Genomic DNA, 20477 nt, shown 5'->3' with positions numbered 1-20477 from the left:
CAATGACCATTTCGCAAAACGGTGCCTTCGTGCGCCAGCCGCTGATCGCGGGCAACTGGAAAATGAACATGGACCACGTCCAGGGCATCACCTTGGTGCAGAAACTGGCGTGGACGCTGAAGGACGCCGAGCACGACTACAGCCGTGCCGAGGTGGCCGTGTTCCCACCGTTCACCGATATCCGCGGGGTGCAGACCCTGGTCCTCGGGGACAAGCTCGACGTGGTGTACGGCGCGCAGGATTTGTCCACTCAGGACTCCGGCGCCTACACCGGTGAAATCTCCGGTCAGTTCCTGAACAAGCTCGGCTGCCAGTACGTGCTCGTCGGACACTCGGAACGCCGCGAATACCACCAGGAGTCCAACGCGGTGATCGCCGCGAAGCTGGCCGCAGCGTACCGCCACGAACTGACCCCGGTGCTCTGCGTCGGCGAAGGGCTCGAGGTGCGCAAGGCTGGAGAGCACGTGCAGTTCACCCTGCAGCAGCTGAACGAGTCGCTCGACCAGGTCACCGCCGAACAGGCGGCCAATCTGGTGATCGCCTACGAACCGGTATGGGCCATCGGCACCGGTGAAGTGGCCGGCCCGGCCGACGCTCAGGAAATGTGCGCCGCGATCCGTGTCGCTTTGCGCGAACGTTTCGGCGAGGAGATCGCCGAAGCCACCCGACTGTTGTACGGTGGGAGTGTAAAGGCAGCCAATGCGGCGGCGATTATGCGCGAACGTGACGTAGACGGCGTGTTGGTCGGCGGTGCCAGCTTGGATGCTGAAGAATTTGCTAATATTGTCAGGTTCGAGCATCACCTCGTCACCGATTAATTAAGGAACTATCGCTAGTGGATATCCTCAAGATCATTCTGCAAGTTTTCCTGGGCATCACCAGCGTGTTGCTGACCCTACTGATCCTGTTGCACAAGGGTAAGGGCGGCGGCATGTCGGATATGTTCGGCGGCGGTATGACCAGTTCGCTGGGTTCCTCCGGTGTTGCAGAACGTAACCTGAACCGCATCACCATCATCCTCGGCCTCGTGTGGGCCGCGGTGATTATTGGCCTCGCGCTGGTTATGCGTTTTAGTGCGGAATCCTAAGCTCCATCGGTGAGCTACCAATAGCCACTAAAAAATCCCGATCCACGAACTGTGGATCGGGATTTTTTATGCCCGGCAGCGTCGTGGGTGGATCAATAACATCCGTTGCTCAACACCACCACGGACTGTGCCGCGGCGCTATAGCTATCGGCGGCCGTGCCATTGGCCTCTGGGCGGGCACTATCGACCTCCAGTTGCCACGGCTGGTCCGCGGACGCCGGCGGGAGGTAGAAGTCGCGCTCGGCCCCCAGATTCAGCACGATGAGCACCGCACCGGGAAGCGCTTCACCCCGTGGGTCCTCGGCCACGCCGCGCAGCACAACCGCTAGCGACCGAAACTCGGGATCTAGCCAATCTTCCGGACTCGGGGTGCTGCCATCGGGTCGTAGCCAGCTCACATCCGGATGCCCGTCGCCACGTGTCTGGCCATGGAGGAAGTTGCGCTGGCGAAGCAACGGAAGTCTGCCCCGTAACGCAATCAGGCGCTGGACGTAGCTGAACAACTCCCGGTCGGGAGCAGACCAGTCGATCCAGCCCAGCTCGTTATCCTGAGCGTAGGCGTTGTTGTTTCCTTGCTGGCTATTGCCGATTTCATCGCCAGCCAGCAGCATCGGCACTCCTTGAGACACCAGCAACGTGGTAAGCATGCCGCGTACACGCTGGCTGCGGGCCGAAAGGATCTCCTCCTGCTCGGTGCGTCCCTCGACGCCAAGATTGTCGGTGAAGTTCTCCGAATGCCCGTCCCGATTATCTTCGAGATTGGCCTCGTTGTGTTTGTGCGCGTAGGACACTACATCGTGCAGGGTGAAACCGTCATGGGCGCTGAGGAAATTAATCCCCGCGGTGGGGCCGAGCCCGGAATGATCGAAGAGATCCGCCGAGCCCAAGAGCCGTGCACCGAGTTTGGCTTGTTCAAGTCCATCGCCGCGCCAAGCCCGGCGCACCCCGTCACGGTAGCGGTCGTTCCACTGGGCAAAGGGGTAGGGGAAATGTCCGAGCTGATAGCCGCCAGGGCCCAGGTCCCAGGGTTCGGCGATGAGCTTGAGCTCGGATAGCACCGGATCCTGCCGGATCGCCTGAAAGAAGGCCCCTCGAGCGTCGAAGCCCTGCTCGTTCCGTCCGACCGCTACGGCTAAGTCGAAGCGGAAGCCGTCGACCCCGAAGTACTCGGCCCAGTGCCGCAGGCTATCCATCACCAGGCGCAGCACCATGGGGTTATGCACCGCCAGCGTATTCCCGGTCCCGGTGTCGTTGACGTAATGACGTCCATCGTCGAGTAGCCGGTAGTAGCCGGTGTTGTGCAGGCCGCGCAGATTCAACGTGGGCCCGCGTGCGTCGCCTTCGCCGCTATGGTTATAGACCACATCGAGGATGACCTCGATCCCGGCCTCATGCAGGGTGTGTACCAGTGTGCGTAATTCGGCGGCCGCGTCGTGCTGGGCATAGCGCGGCTCCGGCGCGAACCAGGCCACCGGCTGATAACCCCAATAGTTGCGCAGACCCTGCTCCACCAGAAAACCGTCGTCGATAAACGCCTGTACCGGCAGAAGCTCCACCGCGTTGACCCCTAGGGACTGCAGATGCTCAAGCACCGCCGGGTGCCCAAGGCCGGCATAGCGCCCGCGCAGTTCGGCCGGGACCTCGGGGTGGGCGGCGGTCAACCCCTTCAGATGCGCCTCGTAAATCACCAGATCGGATAGCTCATGACCGGGACGATTCTGGGCCGGATCGGGGCCGCTGGCCGGGCCAAGAATGATCGCCTTCGGAACCACCGGCGCACTGTCGCGTTCATCTAAAAGCAAGTCGTCGTCCGGCCCATGCACGCAACCAGCCATCAGCGGGTCATAGCGCAGCGGCCCGTCTAACGCCCGGGCGTAGGGGTCGATCAGCAGCTTATTGACGTTGAAACGCAGACCATCACGCGGGCGGTGCGGACCGGCGGCCCGGATACCATAGCGAGCCCCCGGACCGACCCCGGCGATGTGGGCATGCCAAATGCCGCCCTGCCGGTACGGGAGCGCGATGCGATGCTCGTCCTGCTGGCCATCCTGCTCGGCGAACAGGCAGAAGAAGACCGCTTCGGCCTCCGGCGCCCACAGGGCGACGTTGACGCCATCGGCGATGAGGCTCACCCCGAGCGGCCCGGGCCGCCCGGGGGTGAGACGATTCGTGCTCGGTTGGGTCATCCGAGCAATTCCGTGAACAGTGCCGCGTAGTGAGCGGCCGAGGTGCCCCAGTCCACCGGGGCGCGCAAGGCCTGGGCCCGCAGGCGCGACCAGGCTTCGGTATCGGCGTACAGGTCCACGGCGCGTCCTAGGGCGAAACCCAGTCCACCGGGATCGATGTCACCGAAGGTGAAACCGGTGGCGGTGCCCTGCGCGAGATTCTCCGGGTTCGCATCGATCACGGTGTCGCGCAGTCCGCCGGTGGCCGCGACCAGCGGCACGGCCCCATAGCGTAGCCCGATCAGCTGGGTCAGCCCACAGGGTTCGAAACGCGAGGGCACCAGCACCAAATCGGCCCCCGCATACATGCGGTGGCTCAAGGGCTCGTCGTAACCGATGCGTAGGCCCACCGACTGCGGGTACCGCGCGGCCAACTCACCCAGCGCGTACTCGTACCCGGGGTCGCCCGAGCCGAGCACGACCACGGCACCACCGGATTCAATGAAGGTGGGAAGTTTCTCCAGCAGCAGGTCCACACCTTTTTGATGGGTGAGCCGGGTGACCACCACGGCCAGCGGGCCGCTGGGTTCGGCCAGCGAAAATTCCTCGAGCAGTGCCCGACGGTTCGCCGCCTTGGGTTCGGGGGAGTCGGCCGAGTAGTTGATGATGACCGGGTCGGTGGCCGGGTCCCAGACCCGGGTGTCGATGCCGTTGAGGATGCCATGTAGCTCACCGCGATCGCGGCGCATCGCCACGACCCCCTGAAGTCCGAAACCGAACTCAGCATTGGTCAGTTCCTCGGCATAGCTGGGACTGACCGTGCTCACCCGACTGGCATGCACCATGCCGGCCTTAAGCGTGCTGACCAGCCCGTGATACTCCAGCGCGTCCGGATGGAAATCCCAGGTGGGCAGCTGGAGACGATCGAGCTGATCGGGTCCGAACACCCCCTGAAACGCGATGTTGTGGATCGTGAGCAGGCTCGGGGTGCTGGCACCGGCATACTTCAGGTAGGAGGGCACGAGACCGGCTTGCCAGTCATGGGCGTGCACCACATCCGGGCGCCAGCGGTCGCTGGTGCCCTCAATGGCCAGCCGGGCCGCAACCCAGGACAGTGCCGCGAAGCGCACATGGTTATCGTGATGATCGTGGCCGTCGACCACGTAAGGGCCGCCGTCGCGCTCATAGAGGTGCGGGGCATCGAGCAGGAGCAGATCAAGATCCGCGTAACGGCAGGCACGGACACAGGCCGGGCCGCCGAACAGGTCATCGGTCCGCCACAGCCGCCGGGTGCGCCCCACTCGTTCGAGCAGCCCCGGGTAGGCGGGCATGAGGATGCGACTGCGCCACCCCAGCGGCTCCAATGCGGCCGGCAAGGCACCGACCACATCGGCGAGCCCGCCGGTTTTAATGAGTGGGGCGCACTCGGAGGCGACCGAGAGAACGCGGCGTTGCCGGCGTGCGGCCATCGTTACCGCCCATCCAGTAAATCGGCACGAGCGGACAGCGAACCGTTCATGAACGCGGCCCGCTGATCAAGCATCGGCTGGGTGATCAGCACGATGCCCGATTCGGTGCGCCGGAACCAGCGGGCGTCCTCCTCGGGATCCTCGCCGACCACGAGCCCCTCGGGGATGCGCACTCGGCTGTCGATGACGCATTTGCTCAGTTGCGCGTTGCGCCCCACATCCACATTCGGCAGCATGACCACCTCATCGAGTTTCGAGTAGGAGTGCGCGCGCCCACCGGTGAAGACCAAGGACTTGTGCACTTCGGCACCGGAGAGAATGCAGTTGCCCGAGATCAGCGATTCGATCGCATGGCCGCGGCGGGCGTTGTCATCGTGGATGAACTTCGCCGGAGGGGTCAACTCCGAGTAGGTCCAGATCGGCCAGTGGTTGTCGTACAGGTCCAGCGGCGGCACCACCTGGGTCAAATCGAGATTCGCCCGCCAGAAAGAATCGATGGTGCCCACATCACGCCAATAAGGTTCGGTCTCCAGCCCGGTCATGACGCAGGACTCGGTGAATTTGTGGGCATAGGCGCTGCCATTACGCACGATCGCCGGAATCAGATCGTGGCCGAAATCGTGGCTGGAACTGGAATCCAGGGCATCGCGTAGCAGGAGTTCGCGCAGGAACTTCCAGTTGAATACGTAGATGCCCATGGAGGCCAGCGCCATCTCCGGGTTATCGGGCATGCCCGGCGGGTCGGCCGGCTTTTCCAGGAAGTCGACGATGCGACCCTGCTCGTTCACGTGCATCACCCCGAAACCGGTGGCTTCGGGGCGCGGGACGGTGAGGCAACCGACGGTGACGTCGGCGTTGGTTTCCACATGCTGGCGCAGCATGATTTCGTAGTCCATTTTGTACACGTGGTCACCGGCGAGGATGATCACGTATTCCACATGGTAGTCATCGACAATATCGATATTCTGCGTCACGGCATCCGCCGTGCCTAGGTACCACTTATTTTCCTGCACACGCTGGCTGGCCGGGAGGATATCGAGGTATTCGTTGCGTTCGGAGCGGAAGAAATCCCAGCCGCGTTGCAGGTGGCGGATGAGCGAATGCGCCTTGTACTGGGTGGCCACGGCCATTTTGCGGATTCCGGAATTCAGCGCATTGGACAGCGGGAAGTCGATAATGCGTGACTTGCCACCGAAGTGGACCGCGGGTTTAGCGCGCCGGTCGGTGAGTTCCTCGAGACGGCTTCCGCGGCCGCCGGCCAGCACGAAGGCCATCGCCTGGCTCGAAAGGCGCGGTGGTGCCCCGATAGGTTGGTGCGCGTCGGGTGTTGGTGTCATGACCGTTCCTCCACAAAATAGATTGCCGACAAAGGTGGGAGAGTGAGTAGTGCTGATTGTGCTTCGCGGCCGGCCGGAACATCTTCGGTTTCGATGGCCCCGCCGTGGCCGCGATTCGCCCCGTGGTAGCAGGCCGAATCGGTGTTTAACGCCTCGATCCAGCGTCCGGACACCGGGAACCCCAGACGGAAGCCGGTGCGCTCGACCGGGGTGAGATTTAGAACGACGACCACATGTGGGTCTTCGGGTGCGCCGCGCCGCAACCATGCGAACACCTGGTTATCGACGTCGTCGACCAGGAGCCATTGGAAGCCCTCGGCCTGCGCATCGCCGCGGTGCAGGGCAGGTTGTTCGCGGTACAGCCGGTTCAGGTCGCGAACCACCGCTTGGACCCCGGCATGCCCCGGGTCCTCGAGCACGGACCAATCCAGTTCGCTCTGGTAGTTCCATTCGGCAGGCTGGCCGAACTCTTGGCCCATGAACAGCAGCTTTTTGCCGGGGTAGCCCCACATGTAGCCGTAGAAGGCTTTCAGGTTCCCGAGCTTATCCGCGTGCGACCCGGGCATGCGCCCATACATCGAGCCTTTACCGTGCACGACCTCGTCGTGGCTGATCGGGAGCAGGAAGTTTTCGCTGAAGGCATAGGTGATGCCGAAGGTGAGCTGGTTGTGGTGGTGCTTGCGGTAGATGGGGTCCTTGCCGAAGTATTCCAGCGAGTCGTTCATCCAGCCCAGGTTCCACTTGTACCCAAAGCCCAGCCCTCCGGCGTCCACCGGGCGGGTGACCCCGGGGTAGGCGGTGGAGTCTTCGGCGATCATCGCAATGCCGGGGTGCTGCCCGTAGCTGGCGATATTGGTTTGGCGCAGGAACTCCAGCGCCTCGTAGTTCTCGTTGCCGCCATCCTTGTTGGCGATCCATTCGCCCTCTTTGCGCGAGTAGTCGCGGTGGGTCATCGAGGCCACGGCATCGACGCGCAATCCATCCAGATGGTATTCCCCAAGCCAGTACAGCGCGTTGGCCACCAGGTAGTTGCGTACCTCGGGGCGGCCGTAGTTGTAGATTAGCGTGTTCCAGTCCGGGTGGAAGCCCTCGCGCGGGTCGAGATGCTCGTAGAGCGCGGTGCCGTCAAAGCGCCCCAGACCGTGCTGGTCGGTGGGGAAGTGCCCCGGCACCCAGTCGGCGATGACCCCCAGCCCGCGGGCATGGGCGGCATCGACGAACGCGGCAAAGTCCTTTGGCGTGCCATAACGTACGGTCGGGGCGAAGAGCCCGATGGGCTGGTACCCCCAGGAGCCGTCGAAGGGATGCTCACTGATTGGCAGCACCTCAATATGGGTGAATCCCATGTCGGCGGCGTAGTCCACCAGTTCGGTGGCCAACTGCAGGTAGCTGAGCGAGGCGGCCTCGGCGCCGAGCCGGCGCCAGGACCCAAGGTGGACTTCGTAGATGCTGATGGGGGCGTCGACCGCGTTGAGCTCCGCCCGCCGGGCCTCCCACTGCTGATCCTGCCAACGGTGGGTGCCAAGGGAGCGCACCACCGAGCCGGTCGCCGGTGGGTGCTCGGCGCCAAAACCCACCGGGTCGGCCTTGAGCGGAAGCAACTGTCCGTCCGGGCCGATGATCTCGTATTTGTAGACCGTGCCATCGTCCAGTCCGGGCAGGAACAACTCCCAGACGCCGGTGGAGCCACGGGCTCGCATCGGGTGCGTGGTGCCGTTCCAGGCGTTGAAGTCACCGACGACCGAAACCCGCTGTGCGTTGGGTGCCCACAGCGCGAAGTGCACGCCGGGAACCTGCTCGTGGGTGATCAGATGGGCGCCGAGCACGCTCCACAAGCTCCGGTGTTCGCCTTCGCCGATGAGGTACTCGTCGATCTGGCCGATGACGGGCCCGAAACGGTAGGGGTCTTCCCGTTCCTCTTCGAGCCCTGAGGCCCAGCGAACGCGCAACCGATAGTACGGTAATGCCGGGCCGATGAACGTGGCTGCATCCGCCGGATGGCGTTCGAGCTCGATCTCGTCGGTGGCGTTTACCACCGAGATTCGTTCGGCACCGGGGAGCCGGACCACCACATGGCGGCCGTCGGCGGTGGGCCCGAGCGCCGCGAACGGGTCCGGGTGCCTGCCCTGAGACAGCAGGCGTACCTGATCCTCGTTGATCACTAGCTTTGTTGTGTCCTCGTCAGCCACTTGGACTCCTTGGTGTAGCGATTGATGATAATCCAAGCACACTCGGCGCGGCCTGACCTCAAAATGACGCGTGTCACGCCTCTATGACTTGCCGAACTTAATGTGCGCGTGTCAGAGCGCGGATTCAATGTCCCAAATGTGCGTCATATACTCGCGAATTGAGCGGTCGGAACTGAAATAACCCATGCGTGCCACATTGAGAATCGCCATCTGCTGCCAGCGGGCCGGGTCGGTGTAACACTGCGCCACTTCGCGTTGCGCCCGGTCATAATCCTCGAAATCCGAGGTGACCAGGAACCAGTCGCTATTCCACAGCGTGTCGAGCAGCTGGTCATACCGATGCGGATCCTCGGGGCTGAAGGTACCCTCGGCGATGGCCTGGAGCACATCGCGTAGGCTCTGACTTGCCTCCAGCGCTTGGCGCGCGTGATCCGGTTGGGCCCGGCGCTCGGCGACCTGCTCGGTACTCAGCCCGAAGAGGAAGAAGTTCTCCGGTCCGACCTGTTCGCGGATCTCCACGTTGGCCCCATCCAGGGTGCCGATGGTCAACGCACCGTTGAGCGCGAACTTCATGTTGCCGGTGCCCGAGGCCTCCATGCCGGCCGTCGAAATCTGCTCGGAGAGGTCTGCGGCAGGAATCAGCTTTTCGGCCATGGAGACGCCATAGTTTGCCGGGTAGGCCACGCGTAGCAGGTGCGCGGTCTCCGGGTCGTGATTCACTACCTCGGCGACATCGTTAATGAGCTGGATGATCAGCTTGGCCATGTGATAGCTCGGCGCGGCCTTGCCGCCGAAGATTTTGACGCGCGGCACCCAGCCGGCCTGCGGGTCACGCTTGATGCGCTGCCACTGCGCGATGGTCCACAGGATGTTCAGCAGCTGGCGCTTGTACTCGTGGAGCCGCTTCACCTGGGCGTCGAAGAGCGCTTCGGTGGGTAACTCGATGCCGTGTTCGCGGGCCAGCCAGCCGGTGAAATGTTCCTTGGCTTGGCGTTTGCTGCGTCCAAAGGCGTCGCGGAAGGCTGGATCCTCGGCATAGGGTTCCAGTTCGCGTAGCCGTTGCAGATCGGTTTCCCAGCCGGGGCCGATGGTGTCGGTGATCAGCGAGGCCAGAGCCGGGTTGGCTAGCTTGAGCCAACGACGCGGTGTGATGCCGTTGGTGATGTTGACGATGCGTCCGGGATGCAACGCGTTATGTACCGGGAAGAGCTGGCTGCTGACCAGTTCGGTATGCAGCGCCGAGACCCCGTTGACCTTATGGCTCGTGGCGAAGGCCAGATCGCCCATGCTGACCTGATCCCCGCTGATCAGCCGCACCGGGTCGGGGCTATCGGCCTGCAACTGCACAAACTGGGTGTCCAGGGTTTCGACGATCTGCAGGTGGCGGGGCAGGACCTTGCGCACCAGACCCACGCTCCAGCGTTCCAGGGCTTCGGGCAACAGCGTGTGATTGGTGTAGCCCAGCACCTTGGTGGCCACCGACACCGCGGAGTCGAACTCAAAACCGTGCTCGTCGACGAGCAAGCGGATCAACTCCGGGCCGGCGATGGCCGGGTGGGTGTCGTTCATCTGGATGGCCACGTACTCGGGCAGGCGGCGCAGATCCTCGTGCGCGGCCAAATAGCGACGCAGGATGTCCTGAACGGAGGCCGAGGTCAGGAAGTATTCCTGGGAGAGCCGTAGTTCCTTGCCGCCGTCGGTGGTGTCGTTGGGGTAGAGCACCCGGCTCAGGCTACGGGCCAGGGCCTCGGCCTCGGAGGCCGCGGCGAAGTCGCCGGCGTTGAAGCGCTGCAGATCGAAGAGCTCGGCGCTGGGCATCGCCGCCCACAGCCGCAGGGTGTTGGCCCAGTGCCCGCCATAGCCGACCACGGGAGTGTCATGCGCCGCGGCCAGCACCCGGGAGCCCGGGGACCACAGTGTGGCGCCCTCATGTGTGGTGACCTCGCCGCCGAAGCCCACCGGGTAGGCCGCCTCGGGACGGGTGAAGTCCCAGGGGTTGTCGGTGGCCAGCCAGTTTTCGGGGGTTTCGATCTGCCGCCCGTTTTCAAAGCTTTGGCGGAACAACCCATGCTCGTAGCGCAGGCCGTAGCCGTAGGCCGGACAGCCCATGGTGGACATCGAGTCCAGATAGCAGGCGGCTAGGCGGCCTAATCCGCCATTGCCCAGCGCCGCGTCGGGTTCGCCCTCGGCTAGCTCGGCAAAGCTCAAACCGAATTCCTCGAGTACCTGCACCGCCACCTCGCGCAACCCCAGATTGATGGCCTGATCCTCGAGCAGTCGACCCATGAGGAATTCCATCGAGAGGTAGTAGACGCGCTTGCGGTCCTCGTCCCAGGTGCGGCGGGTGGCGGCAAACCAGGGATCTACCGCGTGGTCGCGTACCGCATGGGACAGTGCCATCCGCCAGTCGAAAAGTGAGGCCTTCTGCGGACTTTTGCCGACCGTGTACTGCAGGTGGCGCAGCAACGCGCGGCGGAACTGCTCCGGCGTCGGCGCGCTGGCCCCCGGGTCGGTAGCGCGAAAATCTCGGATATCGATTTGTTCAGACATGTGGTGCTCCCGCGAGGGTCAAGTGGGACATGGAATTTCATGCGCTGCTGTGTGAAGAGAGACTTTATCCTAGAGCCGGCTATATGACGTCGATGTCGCGCTCAGTGCACGTCATGTTAACGCGCAGTCACCGGCTGGCTGGCGAAGGTTTACCGGTAGTTAACGCATCAGGCCCCCGTCACCGATGATCTCGGTGACGGGGGCCTGATGCGCACGGGCATAGCTTAGAGCAGCGTGGCCGCGGAACGGTCGATGAGCCAGCGGGTGGCCTCGGTGCCGCGTACGGCGCTAGCCGGCACGGCGACCTCGTTGACCTCATGCTGCGCGGCGGCCAGGGCCGGGGCCTTTTCGGCCCCCGCGACCAATAGCCATACCTCGCGGGCGGTGTTGATCAACGGCATGCTCAGCGACACCCGGTCGGCCGGTGGCTTGGGGGAGTCGTGCACCGCCAGCACTCCGGCCTGCTCCAGCCGGGTGTGGTTTGGGAAGAGCGAGGCCACATGCGAATCCGGCCCCATTCCCAACATGAGCACGTCGAACTGCGGTGCGCTGGCCCCTTCGGGCGCTTCGGCGGCTAGCGTTTCGGCGTAGGCCGCGGCGGCGCTTTCGGCGTCGTCGAACTCGTCGCTTGAGCCCATGGCATGCACGGTGGCACGATCCAGCCCCAACTCCTCGAGGGCCGCGAACAGCGGTTCGGCCTGACCCACGTTGCGGTCGGGGGAGTCGGCGGCCACGAAGCGCTCGTCACCAAACCAGAAGTGCACGAGCGAGAAATCCACGGCCACCCGGGCCGGGTTGCGCGCCAACGCCAGCAACGAGTTAATGCCTAGGCTGCCGCCGGTGAGCACCACGTGCGCCACGCCGCGGGCGGCGATCGCGTCGCTGATCGCGGTGATCAGCCGGGCCGCGATGGCCTCCGCGGTGGCCGCGGCGTCGGGGTGGATAACGATATTTCTAGCGATCACTGGAGGTAATGCTCCTCAGGTTGGTTAGGTTCAGGCCACGGGTGACCACCTCGCCGAAGAGGTCGTCGGCGTCGAGCCGGCGCATTTCCTCGGCCAGACATTCGGCCACCGATCGACGCGGCAACGAAATTCGTTGCGGTGCCGAGCCCGGCAGGTACAGCTTCGCCACCTCGCCGGAGGGACGCGAGAGTTCCACATCCCCGCCGTCCCGGGTCAACCGAACGCTGGAAAGTCCACCGGTGGACTTATCGGCGGCGATCGTCACCGGCACGTTCAGGCACATCGTCAACCAGGCAGCTAAGAGGCTGGTGGATGGCGAGTTGGCCGAACCCTTCACGGTGATCCCGGTCAGCCCGTCGGGGCCGATCAGATCCAGAATGCTGGCCAGCTGGGCGCGCCACAGGGTGATACGGGTCCAGGCCAGATCGGTATCGCCGGCACGGTAGGTTTCGGCGCGCTGGAACAGGGCCGCGGTGGGATCTTCCATTTCGCTCGCATCGGTGATGCGCCGGTGTGCCAGCCGCCCCAACGGGGTGTTGTAGGGGTCGGCCGGAACCCCGTGCGGCCACCAGGCCACAATCGGGGCGTCCGGCAACAGCAGCGCCGAAATCAGCGCCTCGTCGGCCAGGATATCCGGGCCGTGGGTGCGCATCACGATAACCTCGGAAGCCCCGGCGTCACCGCCGACGCGAATCTGCACATCCAGCCGATTCTCGCCGTTGGTGGAGCCGCGCACCACCACGATAATGCGGCAGGGGTGCTCACGGCTGGCGAGGTTCGCCGCGTCGATCGCTTTTTCGGCGAAGCCTTCGCGGGTGATCACCACCAGGGTCAGCACTCGGGAGAGCGCCACCACGCCGTGGGTGCGGCGCGAGGACAGCAGCGTCTTAGCCACCTTGGAGGTGGTGGTATTGGGCAGTTCGATCATCATGGTCGGCGCCAGCTCCTTGCGTCGCGGTTCATCAGCTCGTCCGCGCTCTGAGGCCCCCAGGAACCCGGGTAGTAGGGTTCGGGCTGTTCGGGTAGCTGGGCCCAGTGCTCCTCGAAGGGATCGAGAATACGCCAAGACTGCTCGACCTCCTCATGGCGCGGGAACAGCGGCGGCTCGCCGAGCAGCACGTCCAAGATCAGCCGCTCATAAGCCTCCGGGGAGGACTCGGTGAAGGCGTTACCGTAGCCGAAGTCCATGGTGACATCGCGGATCTCCATCTGGGTGCCGGGCACCTTGGAGGAGAAGCGGATGGTCGCGCCCTCATCGGGCTGCACCCGGATCACGATCGCGTTCTGCCCGAATTCGTCGGCCTCGTGGTCGGTGAACAGCAGGTTCGGGGCCCGCTTGAGCACCACCGCGATTTCGGTGACGCGGCGGCCCAAACGCTTGCCGGCGCGCAGGTAGAACGGCACCCCGTCCCAGCGCCGGGTGTTGATATTCACCCGGATGGCCGCGTAGGTTTCGGTTTTCGATTTCGGGTTGAAGCCTTCTTCGTCGAGGAAGCCAACGACCTGTTCGCCGCCCTGCCAGCCGGAGGTGTACTGCCCGCGGGCACTGGCCGCCCCCAAGTCTTCGGGGAGCTTGACCGCGGCGAGCACCTTCTCCTTCTCGCTGCGCAGGTGATCGGCGTCGAAGGAGATGGGCTCCTCCATGGCCGTGAGCGCCAGCAGCTGCAGCAGGTGGTTCTGGATGACGTCGCGGGCCGCGCCCACTCCGTCGTAGTAGCTTGCGCGGCCACCGATGCCGATATCTTCGGCCATGGTGATCTGCACATGGTCCACGTACTTGTTATTCCACAGCGGCTCAAAGAGCTGGTTGCCGAAACGCAGTGCCAGAATATTCTGCACCGTTTCCTTACCCAGGTAATGGTCGATGCGGAACACCGAATCGGCCGGGAAGACCGACTCGACGATGCTGTTCAGTTCGCGGGCGCTGGCCAGGTCGTGCCCGAAGGGCTTTTCGATGACCACGCGTTCCCAGCCGGGGTTCTCGTCGTTCGCCAGCTTATGCTCGGAGAGCTTCTGGCAGACCACCTCGAACCAGCTCGGCGGGATCGAGAGGTAGAAGGCGTGATTGCGCCCGGTGGTGCGGGACTCGGCCAGCTCATCCAGGGTGGCGGCGAGCTGCTCGTAGGCGTCGTCGTCGTCAAAGGCACCCGAGATGAAACGCATCCCCGCCGCGAGCTGGGTGAACACCGTCTCGTTGAAGGGGGTGCGGGCGTTGGCTACGATCCACTCGCGGGCCTGGGCGGCGAAATCCTCGGCGCTCCAGTCGCGGCGGCCGAAACCGACGATGGCAAAGTTTGGGGGTAGCAGGCCGCGGTTAGCCAAATCGTAGACCGCGGGCATGAGCTTCTTGCGGGCAAGGTCGCCGGTGATGCCGAAGAACACCAGCGCGCCCGGACCGGCGATGCGATTCAATCGCCGGTCACGGGCGTCACGTAGTGGGTTGTTCATGTTGTCCTTGGTCCTAGCCGGCGGCCTGCAACAGCGCTGCGATGCCGGCGGCACGGTCGGTCAGGTGCACCCGAAGCAGCGGGCGTGCGTGCTCGGCGTCGGTGAGAACCGCCGCGTCGCCGCTGGCCTGCGCGGTGATCAGCCCGCCGAAGCTAAAGGGACGACCCTCGATCGGCAGATCCTCCGAAGCATCCCCGGTGAGCTGCAGGAACACGCCCTGGCGCGGCCCGCCCTTGTGGTACTGGCCGGTGGAGTGCAGGAAGCGTGGACCCCAACCGAAGGTCACCGGGCGTCCGGTGGCCGCGGCCAAGGCATCGCGCAGCGCCAATAGCTCGGCGTCCTGCTCACGATCCAGGTAGGCCTGAATGGCCAGATAGCCGTCGTCGGCCAGCTTCGAGGTCAGCGTGCGCAAGGCCTCGCTCAGGGTGCGGGCGCTGGTGCCGTAGAGCTCGACGCTGCCATCGACCGCATCCGGGGTGCCGGCGGCCGGGGCGTCCAGCAGCGAGCGGGCCGCGGCCTTGGCCGCCTCCACATCCGGCTGGTCAAAGGGGTTGATCCCCAGCAACCGGCCGGCGACCGCGGTGGCGTATTCGAAGAGCATGAAGCTGGTGCCCAGCGGGGCGCTGACGTGGATTGCCGTGGCTTCCTCGTCAAGCTCCTCGGGCAGTTCGGCGTGGATGTAGAGCGGCAGGGTATCGGCCGCCGGCTCGCGCAGTTCCGGGGCATCCGGCCCCAGAGCCACCGGCAGGACACCCTTGCCGAGCTTGCCGGTGGATTCGGCGATGAGCTGTTCGGCCCAATCGGCGAAGCCCGGCAGCGAGCCCGGGAGCCCGGCGATCAGCAACTTGTCGCGGCCGACGGTGGCCATGGCCGCACCCAGGTGCAGGGCCAGGTTGTCTTCGTCGTCGGTGGCCAGCAGGTCGGCGATCAGTCCGGCCTCTTCGACCAGTGCCTGAATATCGGCACCGGCCAACCCGGAGGGCACCAGGCCGAAGGCGGTCAGGGCCGAGTAGCGTCCGCCGACATTCGGGTCCGCGTTGAAGACCGCGCGCACACCGTCCGGGTTATCCATCGGCGAGCCCGGGTCGGTGACCAGCACCAGACGGGTGGCCGGGTCGATGCCGGCGGCCTTGAACGCGCTGGTGAACGCGCGACGCTGCGAGTCGGTTTCCACGGTCGAACCGGACTTCGAGGAGACCACCACAACGGTGCGCTCGAGGTCGGTGCCGACGATGCGGGCCGCAGCCTGCGGGTCGGTGGTGTCGAAAATAACCAGGTCGACACCGTCGTTCGCGGCGATGACCTCGGGGGCGAGCGAGGAGCCACCCATACCGCAGAGCACCACGCGGTCTAGCCCCTCGGCCAGCAGTTCTTCGCGCAGGGCGAGAATCTGCGGGACCAGCGCCTCGGCGGCCTCGAAGGGGGAGACCCAGCCCAAACGGATGGAGGCCTCGGATTCGGCCTCCGGACCCCACAAGGTGGCGTCCTTGGCGGCAATGCGGCTACCGACGCGGTCTTCGATGAGCTGCGGCAGCTGTGACTCGACGCTGGCTAGGGCCGCGCCGGAGGTGATGAGCCCTAGCTCCATATTAGTTGGCCCCCTTGAGAGCCTGCTCCATGTCGGTGAGCAGTTCGTTCCAGGCGACCTCGAACTTGTCGACGCCCTCAACCTCGAGCTGCTCAACAACCTGGTTGTAGTCGATGCCCAGCGCGGCGAGCTGATCCAACACGTGGTTGGCCTCGGCGTAGGTGCCGGCGATCGCATCCGGGCGAATCACGGCCTGCTCCGCGGTGGCCTCGAGGGTCTTCTCCGGCATGGTGTTCACGGTGTGCTTGGCCACCAGCTCGGTGACGTACAGGGTGGCCGGGTAGGCCGGGTCCTTGACACCGGTCGAGGCCCACAGCGGACGCTGCACGTTGGCGCCGGCGGCGGCCAGCACCTCGAAGCGGGCCGAGGAGAAGGACTCCTCGAAGACCTGGTACGCCAACCGAGCATTGGCCACGCCGGCCTTACCGCGGACGGCGGCGGCTGCCTCGGTGCCGAGGGCGTCCAGACGCTTGTCGATTTCGCTGTCCACGCGCGAGACGAAGAAGGAGGCCACCGAGTGGATCTTCGACAGGTCCAGCCCGTTGGCGTGGGCCTTCTCCAGTCCGATGAGGTACGCGTTGATGACCTCGCGGTAACGCTCGAGGGAGAAGATCAGGGTCACATTGACGCTGATACCCGCGGCGATGGTTTCGGTGATGGCTTCCAGACCCTCGACGGTGGCCGGGATCTTGATCAGCACGTTTTCGCGGTTGACACGCTTGTGCAGTTCGGCGGCCTGGGTGATCGTCGCGGCGGTGTCGCGGGCCAGACGCGGGTCTACCTCGATGGACACGCGGCCATCCACGCCCCCGGTGGCGTCGTAGATCGGACGGAACAGGTCGCAGGCTGCGGCCACGTCGTCGCTGGTGATCTCGGTGATGGCGCGCTCGACGCTCTGTCCGCGCTGCTCGGCGATGGCCTCGCCGTAGACCTCGGCGTTGGACAGCGAGGCGGCGAAGATCGCCGGGTTGGTGGTCACACCGGTGACGTTCTTTTCCTCGATCAGGGCGGCCAGCGAACCGCTGGTCAGTCGTTCGCGGGAGAGATCGTCGAGCCAGATGGATACGCCGGCGTCGTGCAGGTCCTGAGTCTTCGGGTTGCTCATGGTGATATTTGTTCCTTTACTTAGCGACGTTCTTGGCGGCAGCGACCACGGCTTCGGTGGTCAAACCGAATTCGCTGTATAGCTTCTGGTAATCCGCCGAGGCACCGAAGTGATCCAGCGAGATGATTGCGCCGGCATCGCCGACCAGTTCGCGCCAGCCCTGAGCCACGCCGGCCTCCACGGAGACACGGGCGGTGATGGCGGCCGGCAGCACCGACTCGCGGTAGGCGGCGTCCTGCTTGTTGAACCATTCGAGGCTGGGCAGCGACACCACGCGGGCGGCGATGCCATCGGCGGCCAGTGCTTCGCGTGCTTCGACGGCCAGCTCCACCTCGGAGCCGGTGGCGATGATGATGACATCCGGGGTGACCTCGGCGCCGTCACGGACGGCCTCGGCCAAGATGTAGCCACCCTGCAGCGTGCCGGAGGCTGTCTTGAAGCCCGGCGCGGTGCGGTCGTAGACCGGCAGGTTCTGGCGCGAGAGCACAATGCCGGCCGGGGTGTTGGTCAGCTCCAGGATGCCCTGCCAGGCGTAGGAGACCTCGTTGGCGTCGGCCGGGCGTACCACGTCGAGGTTCGGGATGGCGCGCAGGCTTGCCAGCTGCTCGACCGGCTGGTGGGTCGGGCCGTCTTCACCCAGACCGATGGAGTCGTGCGTCCACACGAAGATCGACGGGACACCCATCAGCGCGGCCAGGCGGATCGCCGGGCGCTGGTAGTCCGAGAAGATCAGGAAGGTGCCGTTGAACGCGCGGGTCGGGCTGGAGAGCACGATGCCGTTGGTGATCGACGCGGCGGCGTGCTCGCGGATACCGAAGTGCAGCACACGGCCGTAGGGGTCGGCGTTCCACTTCGAGGTGCTCCGCGAGGCCGGGGCGAAGGACTTGGCCGATTCGATGGTGGTGTTATTCGAACCTGCCAGGTCGGCCGAGCCGCCCCAGAGCTCTGGGAGCACGTCGGCGATGGCGTTGATGACCTTGCCGGAGGCGGCGCGGGTGGCCATGGAGGTGCCGGCTTCGAACTCTGGGAGCGAGTCGGTCCAGTTCTTCGGCAGTTCGCCGGCTTCGAGACGGGCCAGCAGGGCTGCACCCTCCGGGTTAGCCTGCTGCCAGCTGGCGAAGTCTGCGTTCCAGGCCTCGTGAGCCGCGGCGCCGCGGTCGATAACCTTGCGTGCGTGCGCGAGAACTTCTGGATCCACCGCGAAGTTGGCCTCCGGGTCGAAGCCCAAGCTGTTCTTCAGGGCTGCGACTTCGTCGCCGCCGAGCTTGGAGCCATGGATGCCGCCGGTGTTCTGCTTGGTCGGCGAAGGCCAACCGATAATGGTGCGCAGCGAAATGATCGACGGGCGGTTGGTTTCGGCCTTGGCCGCACGCAGGGCGGCATCGAGGGCCTGAACATCTTCGACGTACTCGCCGGACTCGGTCCAGTCCACCCGCTGGGTGTGCCAGCCGTAGGCCTCGTAGCGGGCCAGGACGTCCTCGGTGAACGCAATGTCGGTGTCATCTTCGATCGAGATCTTGTTGTCGTCGTAAATCACGACGAGGTTGCCCAGTTCCTGGTGACCGGCCAGCGAGGAGGCCTCGGAGGTCACGCCTTCCTGCAGGTCGCCGTCGGAGGCGATAACCCAGACGGTGTGGTCGAAGGGGCTGGTGCCGGCCGGAGCGTCGGCGTCGAGCAGACCGCGCATGCGGCGCTGGGCGTAGGCGAAGCCCACCGCGGAGGCTAGGCCCTGACCCAGCGGACCGGTGGTGATTTCAACGCCGTCGGTGTGACCGTACTCCGGGTGGCCCGGGGTCTTGGCGCCCCAGGTGCGCAGGGCTTCGAGGTCCTCAAGTTCCAGGCCGTAGCCGGAGAGGAACAGCTGCAGGTACAGGGTCAGCGAGGTGTGACCGGGGGAGAGCACGAAACGGTCGCGACCGATCCACTGCGGATCCTTCGGGTCGTGACGCAGGTGCTGCTGGAACACCAGGTATGCGGCGGGCGCCAAGCTAATGGCGGTACCGGGGTGGCCGTTACCAACCTTCTCAACCGCGTCTGCGGCCAGAACGCGCGCGGTGTCGATGGCCTTGCGGTCCAACTCGGTTAGGGAGAACTCTTTGACTGAGGATTCTGTCGCCATGGTGGCGTTCCTTCCATTTGGCTTTGGCGGGCGATGTACCCCGCATACACGCAGTACGCCGCCGATTCCGAGATTTTTGGAGGCTCAACACCAACATTATCCGGGAAGCGACGGCGCGTTCATATCCCACTCTAGCGTGCAAACCATGGCAAAACAGGGGCATAACGCAAGATGACACAGGCTTTTTTGGCAAAGTCACGCCGCTGACGTCCATCGTTTGAGCGGTGCTTGAAAGTTGACGGATCTCACGGGTAAGCTATCGGATTTTACCGAGGTGTAAGTGTGCAAAAAGTTCTACGCGCTGTAGTATTGAACTGTCTGTCTTGTACCCGTGTAGAAACTGAGTGCGTTTAATTGAAGACTCTTAGCGTCGCCGGCTCATCGACTCCACGCTCCTCGCGCCAGCCCGGCGAGAGCCGCGGGGAGTTCGTCAAACGCAAGGCGGGGGCCTACCTCGCCCTCACCAAACCGCGAGTCATCGAGTTGCTGCTGGTCAGCACCCTGCCGACCATGATCTTCGCTCAGGGCGCCTTCCCTCCATTCTGGCTGACGTTCTGCACCATCGTCGGTGGCGCCATGGCGGCCGGAGCCTCGGGTGCCTTCAACTGCTATATCGATCGCGATATGGACAAGCTGATGAAGCGAACCAAGGGTCGCCCGTTGGTTACCGGTGACCTGACCCCGCGTGAAGCCTTGGTGTTCTCTTGGACGCTCGCAATTGCCTCACTCGTGGTGTTGTACGTCGGAACCAACGTACTAACCACCGCCTTGGGCCTTGCGGCGATCTTGCTCTACGTGGTGCTGTACACGATGATCCTCAAGCGCCGTACCGCCCAGAACATCGTCTGGGGTGGCATTGCCGGATGTATGCCGGTGCTGATCGCCTGGGCCGCGGTGCGCAACACCATCGAGTGGCCAGCGATCATCCTGTTCCTCGTGATCTTCCTGTGGACTCCGCCGCACTATTGGCCGTTGTCCATGAAGTACGCCGACGACTACAACGCCGCCAGCGTGCCAATGCTCGGTGCCATCGCCAACGCTCGTCGCGTCTCGGTGCAGGTCGTGCTCTACGCATGGGCCACCTTCGTCTGCTCCATGCTGTTGCTGCCAATGGGTTATGCCGGCATCGTGTACACCGTGGTGGCCGGCGCGGCCGGACTGTGGTTCGTCTACGAATCGCATGTGCTGTACCGCGAGGCCCAGCGTGATCACAAGCCCGCCGATGTGAACCGCAAGGCCATGAAGGTCTTCCACATTTCAATCACCTACCTCTCGATCGTCTTCCTGGCACTGGCCATCGACCCCTTCGTCGGTAGCCCGCTGTTCGGCTAAAGAACCTCGCAAACGCCCCCGGCTCGTCCGGGGGCGTTTTGCTATATCCGAGTGGTTCCTTCAGTGGCCCGAGCGCAGGTGGTTACGGTGCCACGTGGCCGTCTGCCCTGCCCGAGTGCTGCC

General features: G+C 64.6%; 14 protein-coding genes. 3 read left to right on the top strand and 11 right to left on the bottom strand.

Annotated features, from left to right (window positions below; all coding sequences use genetic code 11):
* The first annotated feature begins 2 nt into the window (after positions 1-2).
* Positions 3-818: a triose-phosphate isomerase gene (tpiA, locus tag ACYU0X_RS10210; protein ID WP_418906836.1), complete on the top strand. Its 816-nt coding sequence runs from the start codon at positions 3-5 to the stop codon at positions 816-818.
* 17 nt (positions 819-835) lie between these two features.
* Positions 836-1087, top strand: a complete 252-nt coding sequence (gene secG / locus ACYU0X_RS10205; RefSeq protein ID WP_309406767.1) for a preprotein translocase subunit SecG — start codon at positions 836-838, stop codon at positions 1085-1087.
* Positions 1088-1179: 92 nt separating this feature from the next.
* On the opposite strand, the gene glgX is transcribed toward secG, so the two are convergent.
* The 11 genes from glgX to tkt all read right to left on the bottom strand — a co-directional run bounded on the left by glgX (position 1180) and on the right by tkt (position 19022).
* Positions 1180-3273: a glycogen debranching protein GlgX gene (gene glgX, locus ACYU0X_RS10200; protein WP_461900556.1), complete on the bottom strand. Its 2094-nt coding sequence runs from the start codon at positions 3271-3273 to the stop codon at positions 1180-1182.
* Positions 3270-4721: a glycogen synthase GlgA gene (gene glgA, locus ACYU0X_RS10195; RefSeq protein ID WP_461900554.1), complete on the bottom strand. Its 1452-nt coding sequence runs from the start codon at positions 4719-4721 to the stop codon at positions 3270-3272. The genes glgX and glgA overlap by 4 nt, the downstream gene beginning before the upstream one ends.
* A 2-nt stretch (positions 4722-4723) precedes the next feature.
* Positions 4724-6058, bottom strand: coding sequence for a glucose-1-phosphate adenylyltransferase (gene glgC, locus ACYU0X_RS10190; protein WP_461900553.1), 1335 nt, complete (start codon positions 6056-6058; stop codon positions 4724-4726).
* On the bottom strand, positions 6055-8247 hold the full coding sequence (gene glgB / locus ACYU0X_RS10185; protein ID WP_461900552.1) for a 1,4-alpha-glucan branching protein GlgB: 2193 nt from the start codon (positions 8245-8247) through the stop codon (positions 6055-6057). The genes glgC and glgB overlap by 4 nt, the downstream gene beginning before the upstream one ends.
* A 111-nt stretch (positions 8248-8358) precedes the next feature.
* On the bottom strand, positions 8359-10797 hold the full coding sequence (locus ACYU0X_RS10180) for a glycogen/starch/alpha-glucan phosphorylase (RefSeq protein WP_461900550.1): 2439 nt from the start codon (positions 10795-10797) through the stop codon (positions 8359-8361).
* A gap of 224 nt (positions 10798-11021) precedes the next feature.
* Positions 11022-11762, bottom strand: a complete 741-nt coding sequence (gene pgl / locus ACYU0X_RS10175; protein ID WP_418906829.1) for a 6-phosphogluconolactonase — start codon at positions 11760-11762, stop codon at positions 11022-11024.
* Positions 11752-12693 carry a glucose-6-phosphate dehydrogenase assembly protein OpcA gene (locus ACYU0X_RS10170; protein WP_418906828.1) on the bottom strand — a complete coding sequence of 314 codons (942 nt, stop codon included), beginning with the start codon at positions 12691-12693 and terminating at the stop codon, positions 11752-11754. Before ACYU0X_RS10170 ends, pgl begins: the two co-directional genes overlap by 11 nt.
* Positions 12690-14210, bottom strand: coding sequence for a glucose-6-phosphate dehydrogenase (gene zwf, locus ACYU0X_RS10165; RefSeq protein ID WP_418906827.1), 1521 nt, complete (start codon positions 14208-14210; stop codon positions 12690-12692). Before zwf ends, ACYU0X_RS10170 begins: the two co-directional genes overlap by 4 nt.
* A gap of 13 nt (positions 14211-14223) precedes the next feature.
* Positions 14224-15798, bottom strand: a complete 1575-nt coding sequence (locus tag ACYU0X_RS10160; protein ID WP_461900547.1) for a glucose-6-phosphate isomerase — start codon at positions 15796-15798, stop codon at positions 14224-14226.
* Between the two features lies 1 nt (position 15799).
* On the bottom strand, positions 15800-16903 hold the full coding sequence (gene tal, locus ACYU0X_RS10155) for a transaldolase (RefSeq protein ID WP_461900545.1): 1104 nt from the start codon (positions 16901-16903) through the stop codon (positions 15800-15802).
* 16 nt (positions 16904-16919) lie between these two features.
* Positions 16920-19022, bottom strand: a complete 2103-nt coding sequence (gene tkt, locus ACYU0X_RS10150) for a transketolase (RefSeq protein ID WP_461900543.1) — start codon at positions 19020-19022, stop codon at positions 16920-16922.
* Positions 19023-19376: 354 nt separating this feature from the next.
* Here tkt and ACYU0X_RS10145 point away from each other — a divergent pair, with 354 nt between their 5' ends.
* The gene (locus tag ACYU0X_RS10145; RefSeq protein ID WP_418906823.1) at positions 19377-20354 is read left to right on the top strand and encodes a heme o synthase; all 978 of its coding nucleotides are present in this window, start codon (positions 19377-19379) and stop codon (positions 20352-20354) included.
* Positions 20355-20477 lie beyond the last annotated feature (123 nt).

It is taken from the genome of Glutamicibacter sp. X7, from assembly GCF_054889245.1.
Note: the sequence above shows the minus strand (reverse complement) of the source record. Positions and strands in the feature narration are given on the sequence as shown.